This is a genomic window from Nonomuraea sp. B10E15, from assembly GCF_039871615.1.
Lineage (GTDB): Bacteria > Actinomycetota > Actinomycetes > Streptosporangiales > Streptosporangiaceae > Nonomuraea.
On the sequence record NZ_JBDPMB010000001.1, the window covers coordinates 1,832,681 to 1,859,278 of the forward strand.

Genomic DNA, 26,598 nt, shown 5'->3' on the forward strand with positions numbered 1-26,598 from the left:
CACGGAGCTCGGCGCACGCGCGTCGCCAAGCGCCCCTCGTCCCGCGCGCGGCGACGCCCTGCGAGCAGCCCTCAGTTAAGGAGACACCCCATGTCCGGCAAGAGCCTCCAAGACGTTCTCAACGGCGTTCCGACCAACGTGGCGGATCATCTGCGCAACTTCCAGGCCGGGCCGAACGTCTATCCCGGGGTTCCGCCCGAGTACACGAACTGGCGCGACGAGCAGCTGGCCTGGCAGCAGACCTGCGTGCTGTTCAACCAGTCCTTCCACATGGCCGAGCTGCTGGTCGACGGGCCCGACGCGCTGAAGCTGCTGTCCTACCTGGGCGTCAACAGCTTCGCGAGGTTCCCCGTCGACACCGCCAAGCAGTTCGTGCCGTGCACCCCTGACGGCTACGTCATCGGCGACGGCATCCTCTTCCACCTGGCGGAGAGCACCTTCAACCTGGTCGGACGCATCCCCGCGCTCAACTGGGTGCGCTACCACGCCGAGACCGGCGGCTATGACGTCACGGTCACGCTCGACGAGCGCTCGGCGGCCCGCCCCGACCCGTTCAACCGCACCCACTACCGGTACCAGATCCAGGGGCCGAACGCGGTCAAGGTGATCGAGAAGGCGATCGGCAAGCCCGCGCCCGAGCTGAGGTTCTTCCACATGACGACGATGACGATCGCGGGCAGGCAGGTCCGCGCGCTGCGTCACGGCATGGCGGGACAGCCGGGGTACGAGCTGTTCGGGCCCTGGGCGGAGGGCGAGGAGGTGCACCAGGCGCTGGTCGCGGCCGGCGAGGCGTTCGGGATGCGGCTGGTCGGCGGGCGCGCCTACTCCACCAACACGCTGGAGTCCGGCTGGATCCCCTCGCCCCTGCCGGCGATCTACACCGGTGAGTCGCTCAAGGCCTACCGCCAGTGGCTGCCGGACACCTGTTACGAGGCCGCCGCGTCCATCGGCGGCAGCTTCGTCTCCGACGACATCGAGGACTACTACCTGACGCCGTGGGACCTCGGCTACGGCTCGTTCGTGAAGTTCGACCACGACTTCGTCGGTCGCGAGGCGCTGGAGGCCAGGGCGGCCGGCCCGCACCGCAAGAAGGTCACCCTGGCGCTGGACAACGCCGACTTCCTCAAGGCCGTCAACAGCCAGCTCGAGCGCGGGCTCCCGGCGAAGTGGTTCGAGTTCCCGTCCGCGGTCTACGCGATGCACCCGTACGACCTGGTGAAGGCGCACGGCGAGCCGGGCGGGATCTCGACGTGGATCGGCTACAGCGCCAGCGAGCGCAAGATGCTGACCCTGGCGATGCTCGACGAGGAGCACGCCGAGCCCGGCGCCCAGGTGTCGCTGGTGTGGGGCGAGCCCGACGGCGGCTCGAACAAGCTCACCGTCGAGGGCCACGGCCAGGTCGAGATCGGCGCCACCGTGAGTCCCGTCCCGTACTCCGAGGTGGCCCGCAAGGTGTACGCGGACGGCGGCTGGCGGGCGGCCTCGGCCTGAACCGGCAGCCGCGGACGTGTCGAGCACTGCCGAGACAAGGGAGAAACCCATGGGCGGGGAACCGGACCGGATACCCGACACCCCCCTCCTCGACAAGAAGCGCCGGTTTCTCGGCTACCGGATCAACAAGATGGCCATGGGGCTGGGCGACCCGGCCAACCGCGCGGCGTTCCGGTCCGACGAGCCGGCCTACCTGGACCGGTTCGGCCTGAACGACGAGGAGAAGGCCGCGGTGTTGTCGCGCGACTGGACGGAGATGGTGCGCCTCGGCGGCAACCTGTTCTTCATCCTGAAGATCTCCGCGGTCGATCCCGTGCGCATCACCGAGATCGGCGCCCACCAGGCCGGCATGGACCACGAGTCGTTCCTGCGGGACAGGCTCGGGAAGAAGGTGTGAGACGTGGCGAGAATCGTCGGAGGGCTGGGAACGTCGCACGTGCCCTCGATCGGGGCGGCGCTCGACAAAGGCCTGCGCGACACGCCTGAGTGGAAACCCTTCTTCGACGGGTACGCGCCCGCCCAGGAGTGGGTGCGCGAGCAGCGGCCGGACGTCGCGGTCGTCGTCTTCAACGACCACTTCAACGCGCTGTTCCTCGATCGGGTGCCGACCTTCGCGGTCGGCTGCGCCCCCGAGTACCACCCCGTCGACGAGGGGTGGGGGCCGCGGCCCATCCCCCCGTTCGAGGGGGCGGCCGACTTCGCCTGGCATCTGGTCGACACCCTGGTGGACAACCACTTCGACCCGGAGATCATCCAGGAGATCAAGGTCGACCACGGGTTGCAGGTGCCCATGGAGCTCTTCTGGGGCAGGCCGGTGAAGGCGTGGCCGGTGAAGGTCGTGCCGATCTTCGTCAACGTGCTGCAGTACCCGATCCCGCTGCCCGACCGCCTCTACGCGCTCGGCAAGGTGCTGGGCAGGGCGATCGAGAGCTACGACAGCGACGAGAGGTTCGTCGTGCTCGGCACCGGCGGCCTGTCCCACCAGCTCCAGGGGGCCCGCGCCGGGTTCGTCAACCCGGAGGCCGACCGGCGCTTCCTCCAGGACATCGCCCACGATCCCGGCACGCTCGCCGGCTGGAGCAGGGAACAGTACGTCGAGACGTTCGGCGGGGAGGGAGCCGAGCTGATCATGTGGCTGGTCATGCGCGGCGCGCTCGACCCCGAGGTCGTGGTCAGGCACCGGCACTACTTCGTACCCGCCTCGATGACGGGAGCCGGGATGATCGTCATGGAGAACGCATGACCCGGTTCGCCGCCCGCCCGTACGAGGAGGTCCGCGCATGAGTACCTTCGTGCTGGTCCACGGGGCCTGGCACGGCGGCTGGGCGTGGCGGCGGGTGGCGCCGCTGCTGCGCGCGGCCGGCCACGAGGTCCACACCCCGACCCTGACCGGCCTCAGCGACCGCGCGCACGTGCTGCACCCGCAGGTCGGGCTCGGCACCCACGTCCAGGACGTCGTCGCCCTCATCGAGGCTTACGACGCCCGGGACGTGGTGCTCGTCGGGCACAGCTACGCGGGGCAGGTCGTCACGGGCGTGGCCGACCGGATCGGCGAGCGGCTGGCCATGCGCGTGCACCTCGACGCCTTCGTCGGCGAGGACGGCGAGGCCGCGATCGACCTGCTGCCCGCCACCGTGGCCGGGCACTACCGGGAGTCGGTGGCGGGGCCGGGGTTCGGCTGGCTGATCCCCGTGCGCTCGCTGGGCGTCCTGGGCGTCACCGAGCAGGCCGACCTCGACTGGCTGACCCCGCGTCTCACCCCGCACCCGTGGCTGACCTACACCGAGCCGCTGCGGCTCACCGGCAAGGGGGAGCAGGCGCCTGCGGCGTTCATCGAGTGCACCGACTGGATGCGGGTGTTCACCCCGCAGGCCGAGCGGGCGGCCGCCCGCGGCTGGCCGGTCCACGAGCTCGCCACCGGCCACGAGGCGATGGTCACCGCGCCGGGCGAGCTGGCGGAGCTGCTGCTGGCGGTCGCCGCCGCGTGACGCGGCCCTCTGACGCGGTCCGTGACGGTCGCGGCCTGATGGCGTCCGGCGGCTACGCGCTGAACGGGACGCTGACCGGCCACGACCGGGTCAGAAGAGGGTCAGCGGCTCGCTGGGCATCGGCTCCGGCAGGGGCTCCAGCTCGGGCACGCGGGCGCATACGTCGTCGTGGAAGCGGCGGGCGAGCGCCGGGGCGTCCGCGTTGTCCGGCGTGTGGATGAACACGGTCGGCGAGCGCCCCTCGCGCAGCCAGTCCGCCACCGTGCCGGCCCACGGGCCCCAGCCGTCGATCGTGCGCGCCTCGTCGTCCCTGCCGAGGTAGCGCACGATCGGGTGGGCGGTGAGGGCGCGCGTGCGGCGCGGCACGCGCGGTTTCTTCGTCCACGCGTCGCGCTCGGCGTCGCTGGTGGGCGGGCTCCGGAAGAGCACGGTGGTGTCGAAGGGCACCCATTCGGCGTCGAAGCCGGCCAGCAGCCGTTCGAGCAGGCGTTGCGACCGCTCGTCCGCGAAGAACGCGCGGTGCCGCACCTCGACGGCGTAGCGGTGCGAGCGGGGCAGCCGGTGCAGGAAGGCGGCGAGGGCGCCGAGGTCGGCCGGCGAGAACGAGCCGGGCATCTGCAGCCAGAGCGCGTGGATCCGCGACCCGAGCGGCTCCATCGCCTCCAGGAACGTGTGCAGGTCCTCCTCGGCGCCGGTGAGGCGGCGCTCGTGGGTGATCGCCTTGGGCAGCTTGACGACGAAGCGGAAGCCGGGCCCGGTCTGCGCGGCCCACGACTCCACCGTGCTCCTCGACGGGGTGGCGTAGAAGGTCGTGTTGCCCTCCACCGCGTCGCACCAGGTCGCGTAGGCGCGCAGCCGCTCGCCGGGGGGAAGCCCGGCGGGCAGGAGCCGTCCCTGCCAGCGCGCGTGGGTCCACATCGCGCATCCCACATGAAGCCGCATGAACGCGACGCTATCGGAGACCGGCGCGCACCGCGGCCATGTTGTCATACGACTTTCAGATTCGTATGATGACGAGCGACTCCAGCAAGCCGACCCCTTGGGACCGCCATGGCCGCCGACCAGATCCGCCACGTCTCGCTCTCCTCCGTCACGCTCCCGCTGGCCGTCCCCGTCAGCGACGCCAAGGTCCTCACCGGCCGGCAGAAGCCGATGACCGAGGTCGTCTTCCTGTTCGCCGAGATCACGACGGAGGAGGGCCACAGCGGCACCGGTTTCAGCTACTCCAAGCGGGCGGGCGGCCCCGCGCAGTACGCCCACGCCAAGGAGGTCGCGGAGAACCTGCTGGGCCAGGACCCGTCCGACGTCGGCCGGATCTACGACATGCTGGTGTGGGCGGGGGCGTCCGTCGGGCGTTCCGGCGTGGCCACGCAGGCCCTGGCCGCGATCGACGTCGCGCTGTGGGACCTGAAGGCGAGGCGGGCGGGGCTGCCGCTGGCGAAGCTGCTGGGCTCGTATCGCGACTCCGTCAGGACGTACAACACCTCCGGCGGGTTCCTGCACGCCCCGATCGAGGAGGTCAAGGCGCGGGCCTCGCAGTCGATCGAGGACGGCATCGGCGGGATCAAGATCAAGGTCGGTCAGCCGGACATGCGGGAGGACCTGCGCAGGCTGGCGGCGGTGCGTGAGCACCTGGGCGAGGACGTGCCGCTCATGGTGGACGCCAACCAGCAGTGGGATCGCCACTCGGCGCTGCGGTTCGGGCGGGCGGTGGAGGAGCTGGGCCTGGTCTGGATCGAGGAGCCGCTCGACGCGTACGACGCCGAGGGGCACGCCCGGCTCGCCGAGGCCCTCGACACCCCCATCGCCACCGGCGAGATGCTCTCCAGCGTCGCCGAGCACGTCCGGCTCATCGAGGCCCGCGCCGCCGACATCATCCAGCCCGACGCGCCGCGCGTCGGCGGCATCACCCCTTTCCTGCGCCTGGCCACCCTCGCCGACCACGCGGGCCTGCACCTCGCGCCGCACTTCGCCATGGAGATCCACCTCCACCTGGCCGCCGCCTACCCGCGCGAGCCGTGGGTCGAGCACTTCGAATGGCTCGACCCCCTGTTCAACGAGCGTCTGGAGACCCGTGAGGGCCGCATGATCGTCCCCGACCGGCCCGGCCTCGGCTTCACGCTGAGCGACCAGTGCCGCGCATGGGTGGTCGACAGCGTCGAGTTCGGGCGGGCGTGACCGTGATGCCGCCGGGCGACCGCGTCGAGTCCGTACGGTTCCGCCGCTACGCCGTGCCCCTGCCGTCCCCCGTGAGCGACGCCAAGGTCGCCACCGGACGCCAGCGCCCGCTGTCCCAGATCGACGTGCTGACCTGCGAGGTCACCACGGCCGACGGCCTGGACGGGCTGGGCTTCTCCTACACCACCCGCGCCGGCACCGCCGCGCAGTACGCCCACGCCAAGGAGGTCGCGGAGAACCTGCTGGGCCAGGACCCGTCCGACGTCGGCCGGATCTACGACATGCTGGTGTGGGCGGGGGCGTCCGTCGGGCGTTCCGGCGTGGCCACGCAGGCCCTGGCCGCGATCGACGTCGCGCTCTGGGACCTGAAGGCGAGGCGGGCGGGGCTGCCGCTGGCGAAGCTGCTGGGCTCGTATCGCGACTCCGTCAGGACGTACAACACCTCCGGCGGGTTCCTGCACGCCCCGATCGAGGAGGTCAAGGCGCGGGCCTCGCAGTCGATCGAGGACGGCATCGGCGGGATCAAGATCAAGGTCGGTCAGCCGGACATGCGGGAGGACCTGCGCAGGCTGGCGGCGGTGCGTGAGCACCTGGGCGAGGACGTGCCGCTCATGGTGGACGCCAACCAGCAGTGGGATCGCCACTCGGCGCTGCGGTTCGGGCGGGCGGTGGAGGAGCTGGGCCTGGTCTGGATCGAGGAGCCGCTCGACGCGTACGACGCCGAGGGGCACGCCCGGCTCGCCGACGCCCTCGACACCCCCATCGCCACCGGTGAGATGCTCTCCAGCGTCCCCGACCTGGTGCGCCTCGTCGACCTGCGCGCCTGCGACGTGCTCCAGCCCGACGTGCCCCGCGCGGGCGGCATCACCCCCTACCTCAAGGTCGCCGCGCTGGCCGACCACGCCGGCCTCCAGGTCGCGCCGCACTTCGTGATGGAGATCCACGTGCACCTGGCCGCCGCGCACCCGCGCGACTCCTGGGTCGAGCACATCGAGTGGCTGTCGCCGCTGTTCAACGAGCGGCTCGCGATCGAGGGCGGCCGCATGCGGGTCCCCGACCGGCCCGGCCTCGGGCTCAGCGTCGCGGACGAGGCCGCGGCCTGGCGCCTCGACGCCGTCGAGTTCCGCGCGGCGGGCGGGTAGATTGTCACCCGTGCCGCCGGACAGAAAGCTCGATCGCGACACCGGGCGCGGCCTCGCCCACGAGCTCGTCGAACGGCTGAAGGCCCGCATCCTGGCCGGCGAGATCGCGCCCGGCCAGAAGTTGCCGACCGAGTCCTCCCTGGTCGAGGAGTTCGGCGTGAGCCGCACGGTGGTCCGCGAGGCCATCTCGCGGCTGCAGGCGGCAGGGCTCGTCGAGACCTTCCAGGGCCGCGGCTCGTTCGTGCTCGACCTGCCCGCGCCCGCGCCGTTCTCGGTGGAGGCCTCGCGGGTCCGCACGCACCGCGACGTCCTCGACATGATCGACTTCCGCATCGGGGTCGAGTCCGAGTCGGCGGGGCTGGCCGCGGAGCGCCGCACCGACCTGCAGCTCAAGGCCATCGAACGCGCCCTCGTCGATCTCGGGAGCTCCGACCGGCACCCCGGCCACGCCGTCGAGGCCGACTTCCGGTTCCACCTCAAGGTCGCGCTGGCCTCCGGCAACCGGTTCTACTCCGACCTGCTCGCCTCGCTCGGCCCCATGATGATCATGTTGCCGCGCACGCGGCTGGCGCACGGCTACACGGTCTCCGACGCCACCCACCTCACCCGGGTGACGCTCGAACACGAGAACGTCTACCGCGCCGTCGCCGACCAGGACGCGGCGGCGGCGCGGGCCGCGATGCGGCTGCACCTGTCCAACTCGCGCGCCCGGCTCCAGGCGCCCTAGCTACCAGCGGGCCGTGTTGGGCGTGAAGTCCGGCACGACCGTCCGCATGTAGGCGGTGTCCTCCCGGCCGCGCTGCCCGCACGTGACGTACTGCTCGTGCAGGGCCGCGAGCGCGTCCTCGTCCAGCTCCACGCCGAGGCCCGGCCCGGTCGGCACGGCCACGCTCCCGTCGCGGAACTCCAGCACGCCCGGCCTGATGACCTCCTCGGCCTTCCACGGGTAGTGCGTGTCGCAGGCGTAGGTGAGGTTGGGCGTCGCGGCGGCCAGGTGCGTCATCGCCGCCAGGCTCACGCCGAGATGCGAGTTGGAGTGCATCGACAGGCCCATGCCGAACGTCTCGCAGATGCCGCCCAGCAGCGCCGAGCGCCGCAGGCCGCCCCACAGGTGGTGGTCCGACAACACGACCTGCACGGCGCCGGCGGCGACGGCGGGCCGGAGATGCTCGAAGGCGATGACGCACATGTTGGTCGCGAGCGGCAGGTCGCTGCGCCGGGCGACGGCCGCCATGCCGTCGATGCCCGGCGTGGGGTCCTCCAGATATTCGAGCACGCCGGCGAGCCGGCCCGCCACCTCGACCGAGGTCTCGACGGTCCAGGCGCCGTTGGGGTCGATGCGCAGGGCATGCCCGGGGAACGCCGCGGCCAGCGCCTCGACGGTCTCGATCTCGTGGCGGGGCTCGTACACGCCGCCCTTGAGCTTGATCGCGCCGAAGCCGTAGTCGTCGACCATGCGCCGCGCCTGGGCGACCATCTGCTCGGGCGTGCGGCCCTCGCCCCACAGGTCGTCGTCCTGGCCCGGATGTCCGGCCCACTTGTAGAACAGGTACGCCGAGTACGGCACGCGCTCGCGTACGGCGCCGCCGAGCAGGTCGCTGACCGGGCGGCCGAGCGCCCTGCCCTGCACGTCGAGCAGGGCCACCTCGAACGGCGCCGCCACGGTGTCGACCGCGCTCGACAGGTCGAGCATGCCGCCGAAGCTGGCTCCCGCGCCGCCGGTGGACGCGCCCAGCGCCGTCACGACCACGCGGCGCAGCCCGTTGAGGTCGAACGCGTCGAGGCCGGGAAGGGCGGCGGCGACGGCTTCGAGGCGCTGGAGATGGGCCCGGTCGGCGTACGTCTCCCCGAGCCCGACCAGCCCGGCGTCCGTGTGCACCTGGACGATGGCGCGCAACACGAACGGCTGGTGCACGCCGACGACGTTGAGCAGCGGCGGGTCGCGGAAGGCGACGGGGGTGACGGAGACCCGGCTGACCCGGCCGCCCGTGGCAGCGTCTCCGCCGGGCGTGGGCCGGTGTCCGGCGCTGGTGGTCATCGCGTGTTCTCCTCCACGGGGTCGTCCGCGTGCCCGGCCGGTTCCCCGGCGGGTCCGCGGCGGCGCACGGCCTTGCTGATCAAAGGGCTGATCAAAGGGCTGATCAGGGGGCGGATCAGGGGCAGGACGGCGACCAGCAGGACCAGCGCGAGCACCGTGCCCGAGATCGGGCGGGTGAAGAAGCCGGTCGGGTCGCCGCCGAAGATGAGCAGCGACTGCCGCGAGGAGTTCTCGATCATCGAACCGAGCACGAACGCCAGCACGAGCGGCCCCGGCTCGAAGCCGAGCTTCTTCATCAGGTAGCCGAGCAGGCCGAAGACGATCACCAGGAAGATGTCGTAGACCTGGTTGTTCACCGTGTAGGCGCCGAGCAGCGTGATGAGCACCGTGATCGGCGCCAGGATCGCGGGCCGCACCCGCAGGATCCGCACGAAGACGCCGACCATGGGGATGCTCATGATGAGCAGCAGGATGTTGCCGATGTACATCGAGTTGATGACGCCCCAGAAGACGTCGGGGTGCTGGGCGACGAGCTGCGGGCCCGGCTGGATGCCCTGGATGAGCAGCGCGCCGAAGATGAGGGCCATCGTGGCGTTGGCCGGGATGCCGAGGGTCAGCAGCGGGATGAACGACGAGGTGGCGGCGGCGTTGTTGGCGGTCTCCGGCGCGGCCACGCCCTCGACGGCGCCCCTGCCGAAGCGCTCGGGCCGCTTCGCGCGCCGCTTCTCGAACGCGTACGCGGCCAGGGAGGACAGCGTCGCGCCGCCGCCGGGCAGCACGCCGAGGAAGAAGCCGATGAGCGAGCCCCGCCCGATCGCGCCCTTGGACTGGCCGAGGTCCTTGCGGGACGGCCAGACGTTGCCGACCTTGGCGGGGGAGTGGACCTGGTTGTGGCGTTCCTCGATGTTGTAGAGGATCTCGCTGAGCCCGAACAGGCCCATGGCGAGCGGCACGAAGTCGATGCCCTCGGCCAGGTTGAGGCTGTCGAAGGTGAAGCGCTCCGCGCCCGTGAAGGTGTCGCGGCCCACGGTCGCGAGCAGCAGCCCGACGCAGGCGGCGATGATGGCCTTGAGCTTGTGGCCGTTGCCCACCGACGAGATCAGCAGGACGCCGAGCACGCCAAGCGCCGCGTACTCGGGGGGCCCGAAGTCGAGCGCGAAGCCGGCGACGATCGGGGCCAGCAGCGTCAGGCCGAGGATCGAGACGGTGCCCCCGATGAAGGAGCCGATAGCCGCGATGCCGAGCGCGGTGCCGGCCCTCCCCTGTTTGGCCAGCGCGAAGCCGTCGAAGACGGTCACCACCGAGGACGCCTCGCCGGGCAGGCGCAGCAGCACGGAGGTGATGGTCCCGCCGTACTGGGCGCCGTAGAAGATGCCCGCCAGCATGATGATCGCCGGAACGGGCCCGATGCCGTACGTGAGGGGCAGCAGGATGGCGATCGTCGCGCCTGGGCCGAGCCCGGGCAGCACGCCGATGAGCATGCCGATGATGACGCCGACGAAGCAGTAGAGCAGGTTGGCCGGCTCCAGGACGACGCCGAAGCCGTTGAGAATCGGGGTGAGGTCCATGTGACTTTCTCAGATGAGGCGCGGGAGCGGGACCTGCAGCAGCAGGACGAAGAGCACGTAGAACGCGGCCACGGTGCAGACGCTGATCACGATGGACGACAACCACGACTCCTTGCCCAGCGACCGCAGCCAGACGAACATCAGCAGCAGCGACGGGATCTCGAAGCCGATCACGGGGAGGAGCGCGGCGAGCAGCACGAGCGTCACCAGCGCGACCAGGGTGAGCAGGCTCGCCTTCGAGAACCGCTCGGCGTCCTCGAGGCGGCGGCCCGCGGCGACGAGCGCCGCGGACAGCACGACGATGACGACGCTGATGGCGAACGGCCACAGGCCGGGCCCCGGCTGGGTGAGGCTGCCGAGCCCGAGCGCGTACGACCCGGCCGCGCCGAAGATCCCGGCGCAGAGTCCTGCCAGGGCCGCCGCGATCTGCGAGACAGGCCCTGCGTGCGGCGGCCGTGACTCGTCCAGCTCGGCCTGGATCCGCCCGGTCTCGACGGCGACGTCGTCGAGCGGGCCGGGTGCCCTGGCGGGGTCGGGCATGGACATGCTCACTCCTTGGTGGCGGGCGGGCGGGCGGACGGGCGGGTGGGGGCGGCCTGCCGGGACCTCGGTCAGCCGGCCAGGCTGATCCCGAACTCGTCCAGCTGCTTCTTGTAGGTGGCGGTGTCGCTCTGCAGGGAGCTGAGGACCTCGTCGGGGGTGACCTCCATCGGAGTGAGCGAGTTCTGCTCGTTGAACTTCTTGTACTCCGGCGTGGCGAACGTCTTCTTGGCCGCGTCGAGCAGCTTCGTCTTGACGTCCTGCGGCGTGCCCTTGGGCGCGGTGAGGAAGCGGTACTGCGTCACCTGCACGTCGAAGCCCTGCTCCGTGGCCGTCGGCACGTCGGGCATGTAGGGGATGCGTTCCTTCGAGAAGACCGCGAGCGGCACGAGCTTGCCCGCCTTGACGTTCTCGATCGCCTCGCCGATCTGCATGGTGGAGACGTCGACCTGGTTGCCGAGCAGTGCGGTCAGCGCGGGGGCGCCGCCGTCGAACGGCACGGCCGTGGCCTCGATGCCGGCCGACTTGAAGGTCAGCGCGGAGGCCAGCTGGGCGCCCGTGCCCACGCCGGTCGTGCCGTAGCGGATGGTCTTGCCGGCCTTCTTCATGTCCTTGATCGACGTGTAGCCGGACTTGGGGTTGGTCGCCATGACGTAGTCGTCGCGCGAGACGCCGGTGATGACGTCGAACGAGTCGATCTTCGTGGCCTCGGCGGGCGACACCGTGAGCGGCGTGATGGTGAAGAGCGAGGCGTTCTGTACGGCGATCTTGTAGCCGTCGGGGGCGGCCGACTGCAGTTCCTTGGCGTTGAGCGCGCCGTTGGCGCCCGGCTTGTTGAGCACCGGCGCGGAGACGCCGAGCTCCTTGGCCATGCCCTGGGCCAGCGCCCGGGTGATGAGGTCGGTCGAGCCGCCCGGCGAGGCGCCGACGCTGAACTCGATGTTGCCCGACGGGTATTCGCCGCCGTCACCGCCGGTGGAGGTCGTCTTGACCCCACCGCACGCGGTCAGCGCGATGGCGGCGACGGTGCCGAGGACTCCCGCGAGAACGCGGCGGAGGGCTGTCCGGGATGCCGGCATGGACTTCTCCTTCGTGCGGGCGATGCCCCGCGGTGGATGCGCGGTGGGTGCGCGTGGGGTGCGGTGGAGCGGAGATTCGGACGGACGTCAAGTGCGGATTTGTTCCGTTCTCTGTAGTCTCCGGAGACTAGGGAGCAGCTTCGATGCCTGTCCAGGCTCAATTCGGTATCAAGTGATACTCTTTCCGCATCATGCTAACACTTGATCAGATCCGGGCGTTCGTGGCAGTCGCCGAGGAGCTCCACTTCGGCCGGGCCGCTGATCGGCTGCGAATGACCCAACCCCCGCTCAGCCGCCACATCCAGAAGCTGGAGCGGGTGGTCGGCGTGACCCTGCTGGAACGCGACAACCGGCGCGTGGTCCTCACCGACGCCGGCCGCTCCTTCCTGGACGACGCGCGGCGCATGCTCACGCTCGTCGACACCGCGGGCGACCGTGCGCGCAGGATCGCCAGCGGCGCCGCCGGCACCGTGCGGCTCGGCTTCACGGCCGTCTCGGCGATCAGCATGCTGGGCGCGCTGCTGCGGCGGTTGTCCGAGCAGCTACCCGAGATCGACGTCATCCTGCACGAACGGGTCACCGCCGGGCAGGTCGACGGCCTGCTCCGCGGCGAGCTGGACCTGGGGCTCGCACGCCCGCCGTTCGACATCGCCACGCTCGACTCCCGGGTCGTCTTCCGCGAGCCGCTGTGCGCCGTCGTGCCCATCGGGCACCCGCTCGCCGGCCTCGGCCGGCCGCTCCTCCCCGACGACTTCGACGGCCTGCCGGTGATCAGCTACAACCCGGTGCAGTCGCGTTACTTCCACGAGCTCACCGTGCACTTCCTCACCAACGCCCACCCCAGGATCGAACAGCAGGTGCACCAGATCCTCACCGCGGTGCTCCTCGTGGCGGCCGGACGCGGCGTCGCGCTGGCGCCCGCCAGCGCGCGCTCGCTCGGCGTGGACGGCGTCACCTTCTGCGAGCTGGTACGCGATCCGCTGGAGAGCGACGAGAACGCCACGGGCGAGCCGGTCGAGCTGCACGTGATCTGGGACCGCGACTCGACCAACCCCGCGCTCTGGCGCGTGCTCGACCTGCTGCCCGACCTCGGAGCCTCGCCCTCCGACCGGCCTTCGATGCCCTGATGGCATCGCCGGATACGAAAATGCACTTGGACAGGAATCGCTCCTGCTCTCTAGCCTGGCGGCAACAGACCTGACCTGCGGCGCACGGGAATCCCACTGCCGCATGCAAAGCAAAGGACCGCCATGCCCAGCTTCACCCCGCACGAGCTCGCGACCCAGCTCAAAAGCGGCCTGCTGTCCTTCCCCGTCACCCACTTCACCGAGGACCTCCAGTTCGACGAGGCGCGCTACCGCGAGCACCTCGCCTGGCTGAGCAGCTTCCCCGTGGCAGGTTTGTTCACCGCCGGGGGCACCGGCGAGGGCTTCTCGCTGACCTCCGCCGAGATCGACCAGGTGGTCCGCGCGGCGGTCGACGAGGTCGGCGGCAGGCTGCCGGTCGTGGCCCCCGCCACCGGTGGCACCGCCAACGCCGTCGCGCAGGCCCAGGCCGCCGAGGCCGCGGGCGCCGACGGGCTGCTGCTCATGCCCCCCTACCTCACGGAGGCCGGTCAGGCCGGCCTGATCGAGCACGTCAGCGCGGTCTGCCGCAGCACGGGGCTCGGCGTGGTCGTCTACAGCCGCGCCAACGCCATCCTGACCGACCGTTCCGTCGAGATCCTGGCCGACAGGAACGAGACCCTCGTCGGCTTCAAGGACGGCGTCGGCAACATCGAGAACCTCGCCCGCATCTACGCCGGCGTCGGCGACCGCCTGGCCTACATCGGCGGCCTCCCGACCGCGGAGACCTTCGCGCTGCCGCTGCTCCAGCTCGGCATGAGCACGTACTCCTCGGCCATCTTCAACTTCATCCCGCAGTACGCGCTCGACTTCTACGCCGACGTGCGCGCCCAGGACCGGGAGGCGGTCTACCGCCGCATCAGGGAGTTCGTGGTCCCCTACCTGGACATCCGCGACCGCCAGAAGGGGTACGCCGTGTCCATCATCAAGGCCGGGCTGACCGCCGCGGGACGGCACGGCGGGCCCGTGCGTCCGCCGTTGCAGAACCTCACGGAGGACGAGCTCGCCGAGCTGACCGCCCTCGTCAACAAGATCAGCTGAGAGGGTTCCCGCCGGTGTCTCCCACCATCCGACGCGTCGAGGTCGTCCCGGTGGCCGGGTACGACAGCATGCTGCTCAACCTCAGCGGCGCCCACGGACCGTTCTTCACCCGCAACGTCGTCATCATGACTGATTCCGACGGGCGCACGGGCCTCGGCGAGGTGCCGGGCGGCGAGGCGATCCGCCGCACCGTTGAGGAGGCGGCGGCGCTGCTGGCCGGCGAGCCCGTGGCGCGCCACCGCAGCCTGCTGCGCTCGGTGGCCGCCCGGTTCGCCGACCGGGACGCAGGAGGGCGGGGCGCGCAGACCTTCGACCTGCGCACCACGGTGCACGCGGTCACCGGGCTGGAGTCCAGCCTGCTCGACCTGCACGGCCAGCACCTCGGCGTCCCGGTGGCGGAGCTGCTCGGCGACGGGCAGCAGCGCGACCGGGTGCCGATGCTGGGTTACCTCTTCTACGTCGGCGACCCGGGCAGGACCGACCTGCCCTACCGCGTCGATGACGGCGGCGACGACGCCTGGTCGCGGCTGCGCCGCCGCGAGGCCCTGACCCCGGACGCGGTGGTCGCGCTGGCCGAGGCGGCCCAGGAGCGCTACGGGTTCGCCGACTTCAAGCTCAAGGGCGGGGTGCTGCCCGGCGAGGAGGAGATCGAGACGGTCAGGGCGCTGGCCGGCAGGTTCCCCGGAGCGCGGATCACCGTCGACCCCAACGGCGGCTGGCTGCTGGCCGACGCCGTCCGCCTGTGCGCGGGGCTCGGCGGCGTGCTGGCCTACGCCGAGGACCCGTGCGGGGCCGAAGGCCGCTTCTCCGGCCGGGAGACGATGGCGGAGTTCCGGCGTGCCACCGGCCTGCGCACTGCCACGAACATGATCGCCACCGACTGGCGGGAGATGGCGCATGCCGTACGCGCGAACGCCGTCGACATCCCGCTCGCCGACCCGCACTTCTGGACCATGTCCGGCTCCGTCAGGGTCGCCCAGCTCTGCCACGACTTCGGCCTGACCTGGGGCTCGCACTCCAACAACCACTTCGACATCTCGCTGGCGATGTTCACGCACGTCGGAGCCGCCGCCCCGGGCGAGATCACCGCCCTGGACACCCACTGGATCTGGCAGGACGGCCAGGCCCTCACCACCAGGCCGCCGCGAATCGCGGACGGCGCCGTCGACGTGCCCACCGCCCCCGGGCTCGGCGTCGAGCTCGACCGCGCGGCCCTCGCCGAGGCCCACGAGCTCTACCTCCGCCACGGGCTCGGCGCCCGCGACGACGCCGTGGCCATGCGGTATCTCGTGAAGGACTGGGTGTTCGACCCGAAACGCCCCTGCCTCGACCGCTGACCTAGGGTGGCCCCATGGGCATGGTCACGACGGTCGGGCTGGTGCTGCACCCTCAGCGCGACTCAAGGAAGGCGATCGACACCATCCTGCGCTGGGCGGCCGGCAACGACGCCACCGTGCTCGGCCTGCCCGAGGAGGTGGGCCGCATCGACTGCACCGCCGTGCCGGTCGACGCCGACACGCTCGTCGAGCGGGCCGACCTGCTGGTCGGGCTCGGCGGCGACGGCACGATGCTGCGCACGATGCGGCTGCTCGCCGGGCGGCGCACGCCCATCCTGGGGGTCAACGTGGGGCGGCTCGGGTTCCTCGCGGAGATCGACGTGAGCGAGCTGGCCGAGACGCTGTCGGCGATCGACAACCACCGCTACACGATCGAGCCGCGCATGGCGATCAGGAGCGAGGTCGGGGGCGCGGAAGTGACCGCGTTCAACGACATCGCCCTCGTACGGATCCCCGGAGAGGGGCTGGCCGGCGTCGCGGTGAGCCCGGCCGGCAGCGACTTCGTGCGTTTCGCCGCCGACGCCGTGATCGTGGCGACCTCCACCGGCTCCACCGCCTACAGCTTCTCCGCCGGCGGGCCCATCGTGTCGCCCCGCGTGGAGGCCGTGCTCGTCGTGCCCTCCGCCGCCCACTCGGCCTTCAACCGGGCCTTGGTGCTGCCCGCCGACGAGGAGGTGACGCTCCAGGTGCTGCCCACCAGCGGGCGGCTCGCGGTCGAGGTCGACGGGGCCGTGGTCGGGCACCTGTGCCCCGGTGACCGCGTCACGGTCGCCGCCTGGCCGGGGGCGGCCCAGGTGGTGCGGCTGGGCACCACCTTCTACGACCGGGCCCGGCGCAAGCTGCGCGTGGACGGCAGCGCCGAGGCGTACTGACCCGGCACGGGTTTCGGCACGGGCGCATGTGAACGTGCGCCGTCAGCGTCGGTGACCGTCAGGTGGCCGAACGGGCCGCTTCCGTTCCCGCCCCGCGGCCGGACACCGTGCCCGCTGCCAGGCCGCTGCCGCCCGGGTGATCGTGGTGGAAGAGGCCGCCGACCATCTCTCCCGCGGCGCAGGTCGGCGCCCTCGTCGACGAAGCGTTCAAGTGAGCCATGGACCACCACGGGGACCGGCCGTGCACGCGGCCGGGATCCCGATGCCGGACCTCCCCGACGTCCCCGTGATGCCTTCCGCCCGCCGGCCGGGCGAGGGCCCTGGCTAGGTGCTCGCGCGGCGGTGGCGGGCCTGGCGGCCCGGTTCCCGGCGGGGCTCCGGCTCCTGGCCGGGGGAGACGTCGTGGTGGTGGGACGGGTGCGGGGCGAAGAAGTCCTCCCGCGGGGCGTCCGCCGCGCGGGGCTCCGCACGGCGGCGTGTGGCGGACCTGTCAGGGGTCGCGCGCCGGCCGGAGGAGGTCTTCGCCGGCTCCTCCCGGTGGCGGGTGGCCGCCAGGGCGGCCAGGGCCGTGGTGATGGGGACGGCGGCGATGAGGCCGAGCGTGCCGGCCACGCTGCGGACGATCTCCTGGGCGATGACCGGCGTCGTCAGCACCTGCCCCAGAGGCTGCTCCCCGATGCTGAACAGCAGCAGCAGCGGCAGCGACGCCCCCGCGTACGCCAGGATGATGGTGTTGATCACCGAGGCGATGTGGGCCCGCCCGATGCGGCCGGCCGCCTGGTAGAGGCGGGCGAAGCCGTACGACGGGTTGGCCTGGGCCAGCTCGGCCACCGTCACCGCCTGCGTGACCGTGACGTCGTCGAGCACCCCCAGCGCGCCGATGATGATCCCGGCAAGCAGCAGCCCCTGCGTGTCGATCGACAGGCTCATGCCCAGGGTCAGCGCGCTGTCGTCGGTGATCCCGTTGAGCCGGGCGAGCCCGAGCGCCGCGTACGACAGCGCGCCCGTCAGCGCCAGGCTGGCCAGCGTGCCGAGCACGGCCATGGACGTGGGCAGCGAGAAGCCGTGCGTGAGGTAGAGCACCGTCAGCATGATCGCCGCCGCCCCGACGATGGCCACCAGCATCGGGGACCTGCCCTCCAGGATGCCGGGGATGACGAACGTCAGCAGCAGCACGAACGTGACCGCCAGCCCGATCAGCGCCGTCACCCCGCGCCAGCGGCCGAACGCGATCACCGCGACCGCGAAGGCCACGCCGAACAACCACAGCGGCATCGCCCGGTCATGGTCGGAGATCTGGTAGGCCCCCTCGGCGTCGCGCAGCAGGATCACGCCGTCGCCCGGCGCGAAGCGCTGCGCCCCCGGGCCGCCCGGCAGGCGGAGCGTGACGTCACGGCCGGCGTCGCGCCCCTCACCGAGCTTGACCGTGGCGGTGCCGCAGGTGGCGGGGTCGGGCCGTGGCGCGCCCTCGGGGGCGGCGGGGCAACGTTTGAGCGTGACGCCGGTGACGGTGCCGGCCAGCCGCTCGACGGCCGACGGCTGCGCGCCGCCGCCCTGCTGCTCCGCCCGGCCGTCCGGCCAGAGCCACAGCAGGGCCGCCAGGGTGACGACGGCCACCGGCACCAGGACGGCCAGGCTCGCCATCATCGTGCGCCGCGAGCGGGGTGCGGACGCCCCGTGCCCGTGCCCGTGCCCGGCGCCCATCAGATAACGCCCATCGGGTGAAAGGTCCTCCTCGGCTGACGAACAAGGACAGTACTGCACGCGGCGGGCCTGGGTAGCTGCAACGGCATGACATGCCTGGTGGGCACCTCGGGGTGGCAGTACAAGGACTGGCGGGGCGTGCTGTATCCCCAGGGCGTGCCGCAGCGGCTCTGGCTGGAGACGTACGCGGCGGAGTTCCCCACGGTCGAGAGCAACAACGCCTTCTACCGCCTGCCCCGCCCCGAGTCGTTCGCCGCCTGGCGCGACAGGACGCCTGCGCGTTTCGTGATGGCCGTCAAAGCCAGCAGGTTCCTGACCCACATCAGGCGGCTGGCCGAGCCGGAGGAGCCGGTGCGGCGGCTGATGGGCGCCGCGTCGGAGCTGAAGGACAAGCTCGGGCCGGTCCTGCTGCAGCTCCCGCCCACCCTCCAGGTCGATCCCGGCCGCCTCGACCGGTGCCTGGCCTGCTTCCCCGCGCACGTCAGGGTGGCCGTGGAGCCGCGCCACGACTCGTGGTGGACCGGCGAGGTGCGCGACATCCTGAGCGCCCGGGGCGCCGCGCTGTGCTGGGCGGATCGCCGCGGCCGGCCGCAGAGCCCGTTCTGGCGCACCGCCGGTTGGGGGTACGTACGCCTGCACCAGGGGCGGGCCGGCACCTCGTACGGCGACGCCGCGCTGGGGACGTGGGCCGGGCGGGTGCGCGAGGCGGGCTGGCAGGACGCCTACGTCTACTTCAACAACGACCCGGGGGGAGCGGCGGTGCGCGACGCGAGACGCTTCACCAGACTCTGCTAGTGCGTACGCGTCTCTACCGGAACGGCGTCCTCGAGAAGGAGGGCTTCCCCCTCGAGGAGCTCTCCGGGCATGTGCCGGACCGGGGCAACGTCGTCTGGCTCGACCTGTGCCGCCCCTCGGCCGCCGAGCTCACCGCGGTCGGCGCGGAGCTGGGGCTGCACGAGCTGGCGATGGAGGACGCGCTCACCGACCGGCAGCGGCCGAAGGTCGACGTCTACGACAACCATCTGTTCATCACGGTCTACGGGGTGCACATGGACAAGGGGCGGCTGCGTCCCGTCGAGGTGAACGTCTTCGTCACCGCGAACGCCCTGGTCACCGTGCGCGACGGCGACGCCTTCGACATCGACGAGGTGGTCAGGCGCTGGGACACGCTGTCCCGCCTGGCCGGGCACGGGGTGCCGTTCCTGCTGTACGGCCTGCTCGACTACGTGGTGGACGGCCAGCTCGACCTGGTGGAAGAGCTCGACGCGCAGGCGGAGGCCCTGGAGGAGTCCCTGTACGAAGGGGACCCGGGAGACGGCCGGCGGCTGCAGCGCGCGATGTTCGACCTGCGCAAGAACACCACGCGGGTCCGCAGGATCACGATGCCGATGCGCGAGGTGATCGGCACATTGCTCCACCGCGACCAGGACATCGTCGCCGACTCCGTGATGGCCCCCTACTACGCGGACGTCTACGACCACGTGCTGCGGGCGACGGAGTGGGTCGAGGGGATCCGCGAGATGCTCGCGAACGTCCGCGAGACCCGCCTCGCCCAGCAGGGTTTCCGGCTGGACGAGATCATGAAACGGGTCACCAGCTGGGCCGCCATCATCGCGGTGCCCACCCTGATCACCGGCTTCTACGGGCAGAACGTGCCCGTTCCCGGCACCGGGCAGAGCTGGGGGCTCTGGGCGTCCACGGTGCTCGTGGCGATCACCTCGGTGGTGCTGTACTCGGTGTTCAAGAAGAACGACTGGTTGTGAGCACCGGCCCGGCCGCGCGCAGCCCGTCGTACGGCGGCCGGCAGGCCCGGCCGCGCACGACGGGCGTGACGCGCACCGCGACTCGCACCTGAGCGGCGCCGGACGCGGGATACAGGGGCAGGCAGCGGCGGCCCGCGAGCAGGGTCCTGCGGCCGATCGGGGTGGCGAGCAGCGACAGGCCGTCGTACGTCGCGGGCGTTGCCAGGCGCAGCACCCACAGGCCCTCGGGGGTGCGGGAGCGCGTGCCGTCGAGGGCGTAGTAGTCGAGCACGCTGTCGCTCGCCGAGACGACCGCCCGCATGGTGAACCGGCGCCCCTCGACGGTGAACACCTCCGCCGAGGGCGCCTTGTAGACCGAGTGCACGTAGGCGATCGCGAAGGAACCCGCGACGACGGGCAGGCCGTTCACGGTGAGGCTCCTGGCGCCGCCGCCGGAGCCGAGGGCCGCCACCAGGGCGAGCGCCAGGAGCAGCCGGGTCAGGCCTGTTCCTTGTAGTAGCGGGCGGCGCCCGGGTGCAGCTCGACCGGCGCCACCTGCTGGCCCAGCTTGACGTCGAGCTTCTCGGCCTCGGGGTGCACGGCGGTCAGCTCGGCCTTCTTGGCGAACAGGGTCTTGGTGATGTCGTACGCGAGCTGCTCGTCCATCGAGTCGGGCACCAGCAGCAGGTTTGCGATGCCGACGGTCTTGATGGCGCCGGACAGCTTGTAGACGGACAGGTCCACGTCGAGCGGGACGTACTGCTCCCCGTAGGTGGCGCGCATCTTCTCCAGGACGTCGCCGGTGTCGAGCAGCTTCATGTCGGGCTTGCTCGTCGCCAGGTCGGTGATGCCGGCGGTGGGCAGGCCGCCGACCCAGAAGAACGCGTCGATGGTGCCGTCCTTGGCGGCCTGCACCGACTCGTTGATGGACAGCTGCTGCTTGGTGATGTCGCTGTCGGGGTCGATGCCGGCCGCCTCCAGGATGCGCCTGGCCACGACCTGGGTGCCGGAGTTGGCGGGCCCGAGCGAGACGCGCTTGCCCTTCAGGTCGGCGACCTTGGCCGCCTCGACGCCGGGGGCGGCCACGACGTGGGCGTAGTTGTCGTAGATGCGGGCGATGGCCTTGATGGGCTGTTTCGCGGTGAAGGTGTCCTTGGCGTTGACCGCGTCGGCCGCGGTGTCGGCCTGGGAGAACCCGATGTCGGCCTTGCCGCTGGCGAGGAGCTTGATGTTCTCGACCGACGCGGAGGTGACGGACGCGGTGGCCTGGGTGTCGGCGATGTTGGACGACAACTGCTTGGCCAGGCCACCACCGTAGACGTAGTAGACGCCCGTCGTGCCGCCCGTGGCGATCGACAGCCGGTTGCCCGAGCCGCCCGCACCCCCGCCGCAGCCCGCCACGGCCAGGACGGTCGCTGCGACTATCGCAAGAATCCGCTTCACGCTGGGTCCCTTCTCCTTCTTCTGACCAGATGCACGGCGGCGGCCACGGCCAGCACGGCCAGACCGGCGACGATGGGGACGGGTTCGAGGAACAGCAGCAGCACCGCGGCCACGGACGCCAGCACCCGCTCGGACCAGCCGGACAGGCCGCCCGTCGCCATGGCCAGAGCGGCCACGGCGACGGCCGACACGGCGGCCATCAGCAGCACGGTGCCGATCGGCCCCTGCCCGAGCAGCGCCTGCCCGTTGGGCGTGAGCACGAAGGCGAACGGCACCAGGAAGGCCGGCAGCGTGTAACGCCAGGCCATCATCATCGTGCGGTACGTGTTGCCGCCGGTGATCGCGGCCGCCGCGACCGCCGACAGCGCGGTGGGCGGGCTCACCTCCGACAACACCGCGTAGTAGAAGACGAACATGTACGCCTCGGCCTGCGACACCCCGAGCGCGGTGAGCGCCGGGCCGATGATGACCGCCGCGATGATGAAGCTCGCGGTCACCGGCACGGCCAGGCCCAGCAGCATGACGGCGACGGCGGACATGAGCGTCGTCAGGATCAGGTGGCCCGCCGCGAAGTCCACGATGATCGCGCTGAGGTTGAGGCCCAGGCCGGTCTGGGTGATGACGCCGACGATGATGCCCGCCGCCGCGCACACGGCCGTCACGGGCAGCACCTCCAGCGCGCCCTTGGCCAGCGCCTGCCCGATGCGTTTCGGGCCCATCCGGTGGCGCGGGTCGAGGAACGACAGCGCGAACGCGACCGCCGTGGCGATCACCACCGCCTGGAACGCCGACCGGTCGAGCGCCATCAGCACGATGATGAGGATCAGCGAGCTGAAGTGGTAGCCGAAGCGCAGCAGCAGCCGGCCCGCCCTGGGCGCGTCGACCGGAACGGCGTGGGTGCCGAAGCGGCGCGAGTCGATCTCGATGGCCAGGAAGATGCCCAGGTAGTAGAGCAGGGTCGGGATCGTCGCGTACAGCAGCACCTCGAGGTAGCCGACCCGGAGGTATTCGGCGATGATGAACGCCGCCGCGCCGAGCGTGGGCGGCGACAGGATGGCGCCGATGCCGCTCGCGGCCAGGATGCCGCCGGCAGGTTCCCTCGGGTAGCCGGCCCGCCTGAGCACCGGCCAGGCGACGCTGCCGAGGCTGACCGTGGTCGCCACGCCCGAGCCCGACACGGTGCCGAGCAGGAAGCCCGCGGTGGCGACGGTGCGGCCGGGGGCGGAGCGGGACTTGCGGAACGCGGCGAAGCTCAGGTCGATGAAGAACCGGCTCGCGCCCGAATAGTCCAGCACGGCGCCGTAGATGGTGAACAGGATGATGTAACTCGCCGCCACCTGCATCGGAACGCCGAAGAAGCCTTCGGTGCCGGTGTAGAGCTGGGAGACGATCTGGCTGAGATCGAAGCCCCGGTGCCCGATGGTCCAATCGATCGGCAGGTATGCCCCGTAATAGGCATAAAACAGGAAAATGACGCAGATGATGCTCAGGGCCATGCCGACGGTCCGGCGTACCGCCTCCAGCAGCAGCACCGTCAGCGCCAGCCCGGCCACGATGTCGAGGTCCGTCAGCGCCGCGCCCGAGCCCCGGTCGCGGAAGTCGTCGATGGCCGCCAGCGGATAGACCAGCACGGCCAGCGAGGCCGCGGCCAGCAGCCAGTCCATGACGCTCGGCCGCTCGGACCGCAGCGCCCCGGCCCTGGCCTCGGACGGGCGCAACCGCAGCAGCCACGCCTTCCGCCGCAGATACTCCGGCATGCCCGAGCGGTAGCAGACGAACACCAGCGGCAGCGCCACGGCCAGGAACGTCATCCGGTGCTGCAACGCCTCGACCGGCCGGAACACCACCACCAGCGCGTAGACCGACAGCAGCCCGCCGAGGATCCACACGCCGAGCCGCAGGGCCCCACCGAGCTGCCGCGCCGGGCGTTCCTGTTCGTGCGCGGAAACCAGGTCGGCCTCGCGGTCGCTCAGCTCGGTCAAGTCGTCCTCCCGACAGGGCGCGTTGCAGGGACTTTACGAGTCGCTTACTTGATCTGGGAAGGGGCCGTTACCTATTTGGTTTCCGCTATCCGTACAAGGGGCGCGAATCGGCCGCCAGCCGCTCGACGGGCACGTCACCGGCCTGGCTGCCGTCCCGCCGCCGCACCGCGATCCCGCCGTCCGCCGCCTCGCGCGGCCCCACGACCAGCTGGTACGGCACCAGCCGGTGCGCCCGGATCCTGGCCCCGAGACTGCCCCGCCCGGCGGGCACCAGCTCCGCCCGCAGCCCGGCGGCCAGGCAGCGCCGCAGCACCGACTCGGCGGCGGGCGACTCCGCGTCGGACAGCGGCAGCACCACGGCCTGAACGGGCGCCAGCCAGGCGGGGAACGCCCCGCCGTGTATCTCGATGAGGTGCGCGACCAGGCGCTCGATGCCGCCCACGACGCTGCGGTGCACCATGACGGGCCGCTCGCCGCCGGCGTAGCTCAGGTCGAAGCGCTGCGGCTGGAAATAGTCGACCTGGACGGTGGACAGGGTGGTCTCGCGGCCGGCCGGGTCGGCGATCTGGATGTCGATCTTCGGCCCGTAGAAGGCGCCCTCGCCCCGTTCCTCGTCGTAGTCGCGCCCGCGCTCCTTCAGCACCTCGCGCAGCACCGCCTCCGCCCGCGCCCACATGGCGGGGTCGTCCACGAACTTGTCGCCCTCGCCCCGCAGCGACAGCCGGTAGCGGGCGGCCCGGACGCCGAGCTGGGCGTGCGCGGCCTCGATCAGGTCGAGCGAGGCCGACACCTCGGCGGCGGCCTGCTCGGGAGCGCAGAAGACGTGGCCGTCGTTGAGCTGGATGGCGCGCACCCTGGTCAGCCCGCCGAGCACGCCGGACAGCTCCGAGCGGTACATCCCGCCCAGCTCAGCCAGGCGCAGGGGCAGGTCCCGGCGGCTGCGCCCGCGCGAGCGGTAGATGAGCGCGTGGTGCGGGCACAGGCTGGGCCGCAGCACGAACTCCTCGCCGCCCACGTTCATGGGCGGGAACATGTCGTCGGCGTAGTGCGCCCAGTGTCCCGACCGTTCGTACAGCTCGCGCTTGCCGAGCACGGGGGAGTTGACGTGCTGGTAGCCGTTGCGGCGTTCGAGCTCGTGGACGTAGTCCTCGACGGCCTTGCGCACGGCCGCGCCCGCCGGCAGCCAGCAGGGCAGGCCGGAGCCGATCAGCGGGTCGGTGTCGAAGATGCCCAGCTCGCGGCCGAGCCTGCGGTGGTCGTTCATGATCGTCCTTTGCGTGGAAAGGGCGAACGACCGCGTTCCCGGGCGTCCGCCCGGGAAGCATGGAATCAGCGCGCCGGGACGGGGTCCGGCGTCGTCGTGACGAGAGCGCGCTGCATGCGACGACCATAACATCCGGCGCAGCCTCCGGCATTCTCGTGAAGAAAACCTTCACGAGAATCCCAAGGAATGGCAAATGATATAAAGAGGCCGTGGCCGAGATCACCCTGGACGTTCGCCAGCTGCAGGTGTTCGCCGAGGTCGGCTACCAGGTCGCGGGCGGCGGCGGCGCGTGCGCCGCGATGGCCGCGCTGCGCCGCGTGGTCCCGCTCGACGCCTACGAGTTCGTCGCGTTCGACCCCGCCACCGGGCGGCACCAGAGCGTCGTGTCCGACGGGCACCCGCGCATCCACCGCGACGCGGCGGAGGAGTACGCCGGGCTGGAGGCCTACCGCAGGGCGCTGGCCACCAGAGCGCCGGTCGGCATGCCCGAGCCGGGCACCGAGCGCTATTTCCGGCGCCATCTGGCCCCCTACGGGTGGCGGGCCGGCCTGACCGCGCCGCTGTTCCTCGGCGGCGACCGCTACACGGGGCTGCTGCACCTGGTGTCCCGTCGCGACTTCCCGGGCCGTACGAAAGCGCTCGTGGCCGCCGTGTGCCCCATGCTGGCCCACGTCACCGACCTGACCCGGTGCGTGATCGACCCGGTGGGGCTGCCGGCCGACTTCCGCGCGGTCGCCTTCGACCGGCTCGGCGCCCGGCGCGAGGTTCCTGGGCGCGAGATCTCGCCCGCGCTGCGGGACGACCCGGCCATGGCCGCCTTCGCCCGCGCGTTCATCGACTCGCGCGAGCTGAGCAGGCACGGGCTCTGGCTCGACGGCGCCGGCGGATGGCACGAGCTGCGGCTGCTCAGGGCGGGCGTCGGGTTCCAGGGCGCGCTGCAGGGCGCCGTCGCCGCCGAGCGCCCGTGCCCGCTGCCCTACGACCTCACGGGCCGGGAGGTGGACGTGCTCACCAGGGTGGCCGCGGGCGACTCCAACCCGCAGATCGCCGCCGCGCTCGTGCTCAGCGTCCGCACGGTCACCACCCACCTGGAGCACATCTTCGCCAAGCTGGGCTGCGACAGCCGCACCCGCCTGACCACCAAGGCTCTCGCCGAGGGCCTGTGCCGCCTCGACGTGCGGGATGCGTCAGGGAAATAGTCCGGGAGATTAAGGAGTGGCGATCGCCCGGAGGGCTGTGGAAGGGTGATCGCCGTGCAGGATGACGTCCACCGCTACAACCGGGAACGCTGGGAAGCCCTGGTGCGGGCGGACGCCCTGTTCACCCGCCCCATGCTCGACCTGGACGCGGAGAAGGCCCGCGACTACCTGGGCCTGGAGAGGCTGGGCCTTCCCGGCGACCTGGCGGGCAGGAAGGTGCTCTGCCTGGCCGGGGGAGGCGGGCAGCAGTCCGCGGCCTTCGCCCTGCTCGGGGCCGACGTGACGGTGCTCGACATCTCGCCGGGGCAGCTCGCGCGTGATCGCTCGGCCGCCGAGCACCACGGCGTCGGCGTCCGCACCGTCCAAGGGGACATGCGGGATCTGTCGGCCTTCGCCGGCTCCACGTTCGACCTGGTCTGGCATCCGTACTCGCTGACGTTCGTCCCCGACTCCCGGATCGTCTTCCGCGAGGTCGCGAGAGTCGTGGCCGCGGGCGGCCACTACTACCTGATGTGCGCCAACCCGTTCTTCTCCGGGCTCACGCACGAGTCGTGGAACGGGGAGGGTTACACGCTCCGGCAGCCCTACGCCGACGAGGCCATGACGTCCTATCCCGACCAGGACTGGGTCTACGACCGCACGCCGTCGGGCCGCATCGTCCGCGAACCCAGGGAATACACGCAGACGTTGGGCCGGATCGTCAACAGCCTGACCGGGGAGGGCTTCGTGCTGAGGCTGCTCTCCGAGGTCCGCGGTGGCGCCCACGACGCCGAGCCGGGAAGCTGGGAGCACTTCATGGCGGTGGCGCCGCCCTGGCTGGAATTCGTCTGGCACTACCGACCCGGCGTCCCGGGAAGCTGAGACAT

Annotated in this window: 25 protein-coding genes; 15 read left to right on the top strand and 10 right to left on the bottom strand. The window is 71.6% G+C overall.

The annotated features are described in order from the left end of the window. The first annotated feature begins 90 nt into the window (after positions 1-90). Genes ABGB14_RS08385 through ABGB14_RS08400 form a run of 4 tightly spaced genes read left to right on the top strand, consistent with a single transcriptional unit; the run spans position 91 to position 3,479 of the window. Entirely contained in the window at positions 91-1,491 is a 1,401-nt protein-coding gene (locus tag ABGB14_RS08385) for a hypothetical protein (RefSeq protein ID WP_347642945.1), read from the top strand. Positions 1,492-1,540: 49 nt separating this feature from the next. Further along, positions 1,541-1,888 carry a hypothetical protein gene (locus ABGB14_RS08390; protein ID WP_347642946.1) on the top strand — a complete coding sequence of 116 codons (348 nt, stop codon included), beginning with the start codon at positions 1,541-1,543 and terminating at the stop codon, positions 1,886-1,888. A 3-nt stretch (positions 1,889-1,891) separates the two neighbouring features. Beyond that, positions 1,892-2,734 (top strand): class III extradiol dioxygenase family protein, encoded by an 843-nt coding sequence (locus ABGB14_RS08395; protein ID WP_347642947.1) that lies wholly within the window; start codon positions 1,892-1,894, stop codon positions 2,732-2,734. 37 nt (positions 2,735-2,771) lie between these two features. Then, complete coding sequence (locus tag ABGB14_RS08400) at positions 2,772-3,479, top strand: alpha/beta fold hydrolase (RefSeq protein ID WP_347642948.1); 708 nt, start codon at positions 2,772-2,774, stop codon at positions 3,477-3,479. Positions 3,480-3,569: 90 nt separating this feature from the next. Here ABGB14_RS08400 and ABGB14_RS08405 read toward each other — a convergent pair whose 3' ends face one another. Further along, positions 3,570-4,421: a DUF72 domain-containing protein gene (locus tag ABGB14_RS08405; protein ID WP_347642949.1), complete on the bottom strand. Its 852-nt coding sequence runs from the start codon at positions 4,419-4,421 to the stop codon at positions 3,570-3,572. Between the two features lie 108 nt (positions 4,422-4,529). Here ABGB14_RS08405 and ABGB14_RS08410 point away from each other — a divergent pair, with 108 nt between their 5' ends. Genes ABGB14_RS08410 through ABGB14_RS08420 form a run of 3 tightly spaced genes read left to right on the top strand, consistent with a single transcriptional unit; the run spans position 4,530 to position 7,526 of the window. Beyond that, complete coding sequence (locus tag ABGB14_RS08410; protein WP_347642950.1) at positions 4,530-5,657, top strand: mandelate racemase/muconate lactonizing enzyme family protein; 1,128 nt, start codon at positions 4,530-4,532, stop codon at positions 5,655-5,657. Between the two features lie 5 nt (positions 5,658-5,662). After that, positions 5,663-6,799: a mandelate racemase/muconate lactonizing enzyme family protein gene (locus tag ABGB14_RS08415; protein ID WP_347643145.1), complete on the top strand. Its 1,137-nt coding sequence runs from the start codon at positions 5,663-5,665 to the stop codon at positions 6,797-6,799. 10 nt (positions 6,800-6,809) lie between these two features. Then, positions 6,810-7,526, top strand: a complete 717-nt coding sequence (locus ABGB14_RS08420; protein WP_132597708.1) for a FadR/GntR family transcriptional regulator — start codon at positions 6,810-6,812, stop codon at positions 7,524-7,526. Here ABGB14_RS08420 and ABGB14_RS08425 read toward each other — a convergent pair whose 3' ends face one another. The 4 genes from ABGB14_RS08425 to ABGB14_RS08440 all read right to left on the bottom strand — a co-directional run bounded on the left by ABGB14_RS08425 (position 7,527) and on the right by ABGB14_RS08440 (position 12,024). Next, positions 7,527-8,837 carry an enolase C-terminal domain-like protein gene (locus ABGB14_RS08425; protein WP_347642951.1) on the bottom strand — a complete coding sequence of 437 codons (1,311 nt, stop codon included), beginning with the start codon at positions 8,835-8,837 and terminating at the stop codon, positions 7,527-7,529. Beyond that, positions 8,834-10,405, bottom strand: coding sequence for a tripartite tricarboxylate transporter permease (locus ABGB14_RS08430; RefSeq protein ID WP_347642952.1), 1,572 nt, complete (start codon positions 10,403-10,405; stop codon positions 8,834-8,836). The genes ABGB14_RS08425 and ABGB14_RS08430 overlap by 4 nt, the downstream gene beginning before the upstream one ends. Positions 10,406-10,414: 9 nt before the next feature. Beyond that, positions 10,415-10,951, bottom strand: a complete 537-nt coding sequence (locus ABGB14_RS08435; protein WP_347642953.1) for a tripartite tricarboxylate transporter TctB family protein — start codon at positions 10,949-10,951, stop codon at positions 10,415-10,417. Between the two features lie 65 nt (positions 10,952-11,016). Continuing rightward, positions 11,017-12,024 carry a tripartite tricarboxylate transporter substrate binding protein gene (locus tag ABGB14_RS08440; RefSeq protein WP_347642954.1) on the bottom strand — a complete coding sequence of 336 codons (1,008 nt, stop codon included), beginning with the start codon at positions 12,022-12,024 and terminating at the stop codon, positions 11,017-11,019. Positions 12,025-12,215: 191 nt separating this feature from the next. On the opposite strand from ABGB14_RS08440, the gene ABGB14_RS08445 reads away from it, so the two are divergent. The 4 genes from ABGB14_RS08445 (at position 12,216) to ABGB14_RS08460 (ending at position 16,398) form a co-directional block, all read left to right on the top strand. Continuing rightward, a complete protein-coding gene (locus ABGB14_RS08445) occupies positions 12,216-13,151 on the top strand; it encodes a LysR family transcriptional regulator (protein WP_347642955.1) in 936 nt (311 codons plus the stop codon). 123 nt (positions 13,152-13,274) lie between these two features. Next, a complete protein-coding gene (gene kdgD, locus ABGB14_RS08450; protein WP_347642956.1) occupies positions 13,275-14,189 on the top strand; it encodes a 5-dehydro-4-deoxyglucarate dehydratase in 915 nt (304 codons plus the stop codon). Between the two features lie 14 nt (positions 14,190-14,203). Beyond that, complete coding sequence (locus ABGB14_RS08455; protein ID WP_347642957.1) at positions 14,204-15,526, top strand: enolase C-terminal domain-like protein; 1,323 nt, start codon at positions 14,204-14,206, stop codon at positions 15,524-15,526. 14 nt (positions 15,527-15,540) lie between these two features. Continuing rightward, positions 15,541-16,398, top strand: coding sequence for an NAD(+)/NADH kinase (locus ABGB14_RS08460; protein WP_347642958.1), 858 nt, complete (start codon positions 15,541-15,543; stop codon positions 16,396-16,398). A 324-nt stretch (positions 16,399-16,722) separates the two neighbouring features. On the opposite strand, the gene ABGB14_RS08465 is transcribed toward ABGB14_RS08460, so the two are convergent. Continuing rightward, positions 16,723-18,102 (bottom strand): YibE/F family protein, encoded by a 1,380-nt coding sequence (locus ABGB14_RS08465; RefSeq protein WP_347642959.1) that lies wholly within the window; start codon positions 18,100-18,102, stop codon positions 16,723-16,725. An 87-nt stretch (positions 18,103-18,189) separates the two neighbouring features. Between ABGB14_RS08465 and ABGB14_RS08470 the strand changes: the two genes are divergently transcribed. After that, positions 18,190-18,897, top strand: a complete 708-nt coding sequence (locus ABGB14_RS08470) for a DUF72 domain-containing protein (protein ID WP_347642960.1) — start codon at positions 18,190-18,192, stop codon at positions 18,895-18,897. Next, positions 18,897-19,865, top strand: coding sequence for a magnesium transporter CorA family protein (locus ABGB14_RS08475; protein WP_347642961.1), 969 nt, complete (start codon positions 18,897-18,899; stop codon positions 19,863-19,865). The genes ABGB14_RS08470 and ABGB14_RS08475 overlap by 1 nt, the downstream gene beginning before the upstream one ends. On the opposite strand, the gene ABGB14_RS08480 is transcribed toward ABGB14_RS08475, so the two are convergent. The 4 genes from ABGB14_RS08480 to thrS form a co-directional block, all read right to left on the bottom strand. Continuing rightward, positions 19,843-20,274 (bottom strand): hypothetical protein, encoded by a 432-nt coding sequence (locus ABGB14_RS08480; RefSeq protein WP_347642962.1) that lies wholly within the window; start codon positions 20,272-20,274, stop codon positions 19,843-19,845. The two genes, ABGB14_RS08475 and ABGB14_RS08480, sit on opposite strands and share 23 nt — an antisense overlap. 68 nt (positions 20,275-20,342) lie before the next feature. Further along, positions 20,343-21,287: a TAXI family TRAP transporter solute-binding subunit gene (locus ABGB14_RS08485; RefSeq protein ID WP_347642963.1), complete on the bottom strand. Its 945-nt coding sequence runs from the start codon at positions 21,285-21,287 to the stop codon at positions 20,343-20,345. Next, a complete protein-coding gene (locus ABGB14_RS08490) occupies positions 21,284-23,269 on the bottom strand; it encodes a TRAP transporter fused permease subunit (protein ID WP_347642964.1) in 1,986 nt (661 codons plus the stop codon). Before ABGB14_RS08490 ends, ABGB14_RS08485 begins: the two co-directional genes overlap by 4 nt. An 85-nt stretch (positions 23,270-23,354) precedes the next feature. Next, on the bottom strand, positions 23,355-24,665 hold the full coding sequence (thrS, locus tag ABGB14_RS08495; protein WP_347642965.1) for a threonine--tRNA ligase: 1,311 nt from the start codon (positions 24,663-24,665) through the stop codon (positions 23,355-23,357). 77 nt (positions 24,666-24,742) lie between these two features. Between thrS and ABGB14_RS08500 the strand changes: the two genes are divergently transcribed. Together ABGB14_RS08500 and ABGB14_RS08505 are read left to right on the top strand one after the other, a co-directional pair. Continuing rightward, positions 24,743-25,732 (top strand): LuxR C-terminal-related transcriptional regulator, encoded by a 990-nt coding sequence (locus ABGB14_RS08500; RefSeq protein ID WP_347642966.1) that lies wholly within the window; start codon positions 24,743-24,745, stop codon positions 25,730-25,732. Between the two features lie 54 nt (positions 25,733-25,786). Then, entirely contained in the window at positions 25,787-26,593 is an 807-nt protein-coding gene (locus tag ABGB14_RS08505; RefSeq protein WP_347642967.1) for a class I SAM-dependent methyltransferase, read from the top strand. The last annotated feature ends 5 nt before the right edge of the window (positions 26,594-26,598 follow it).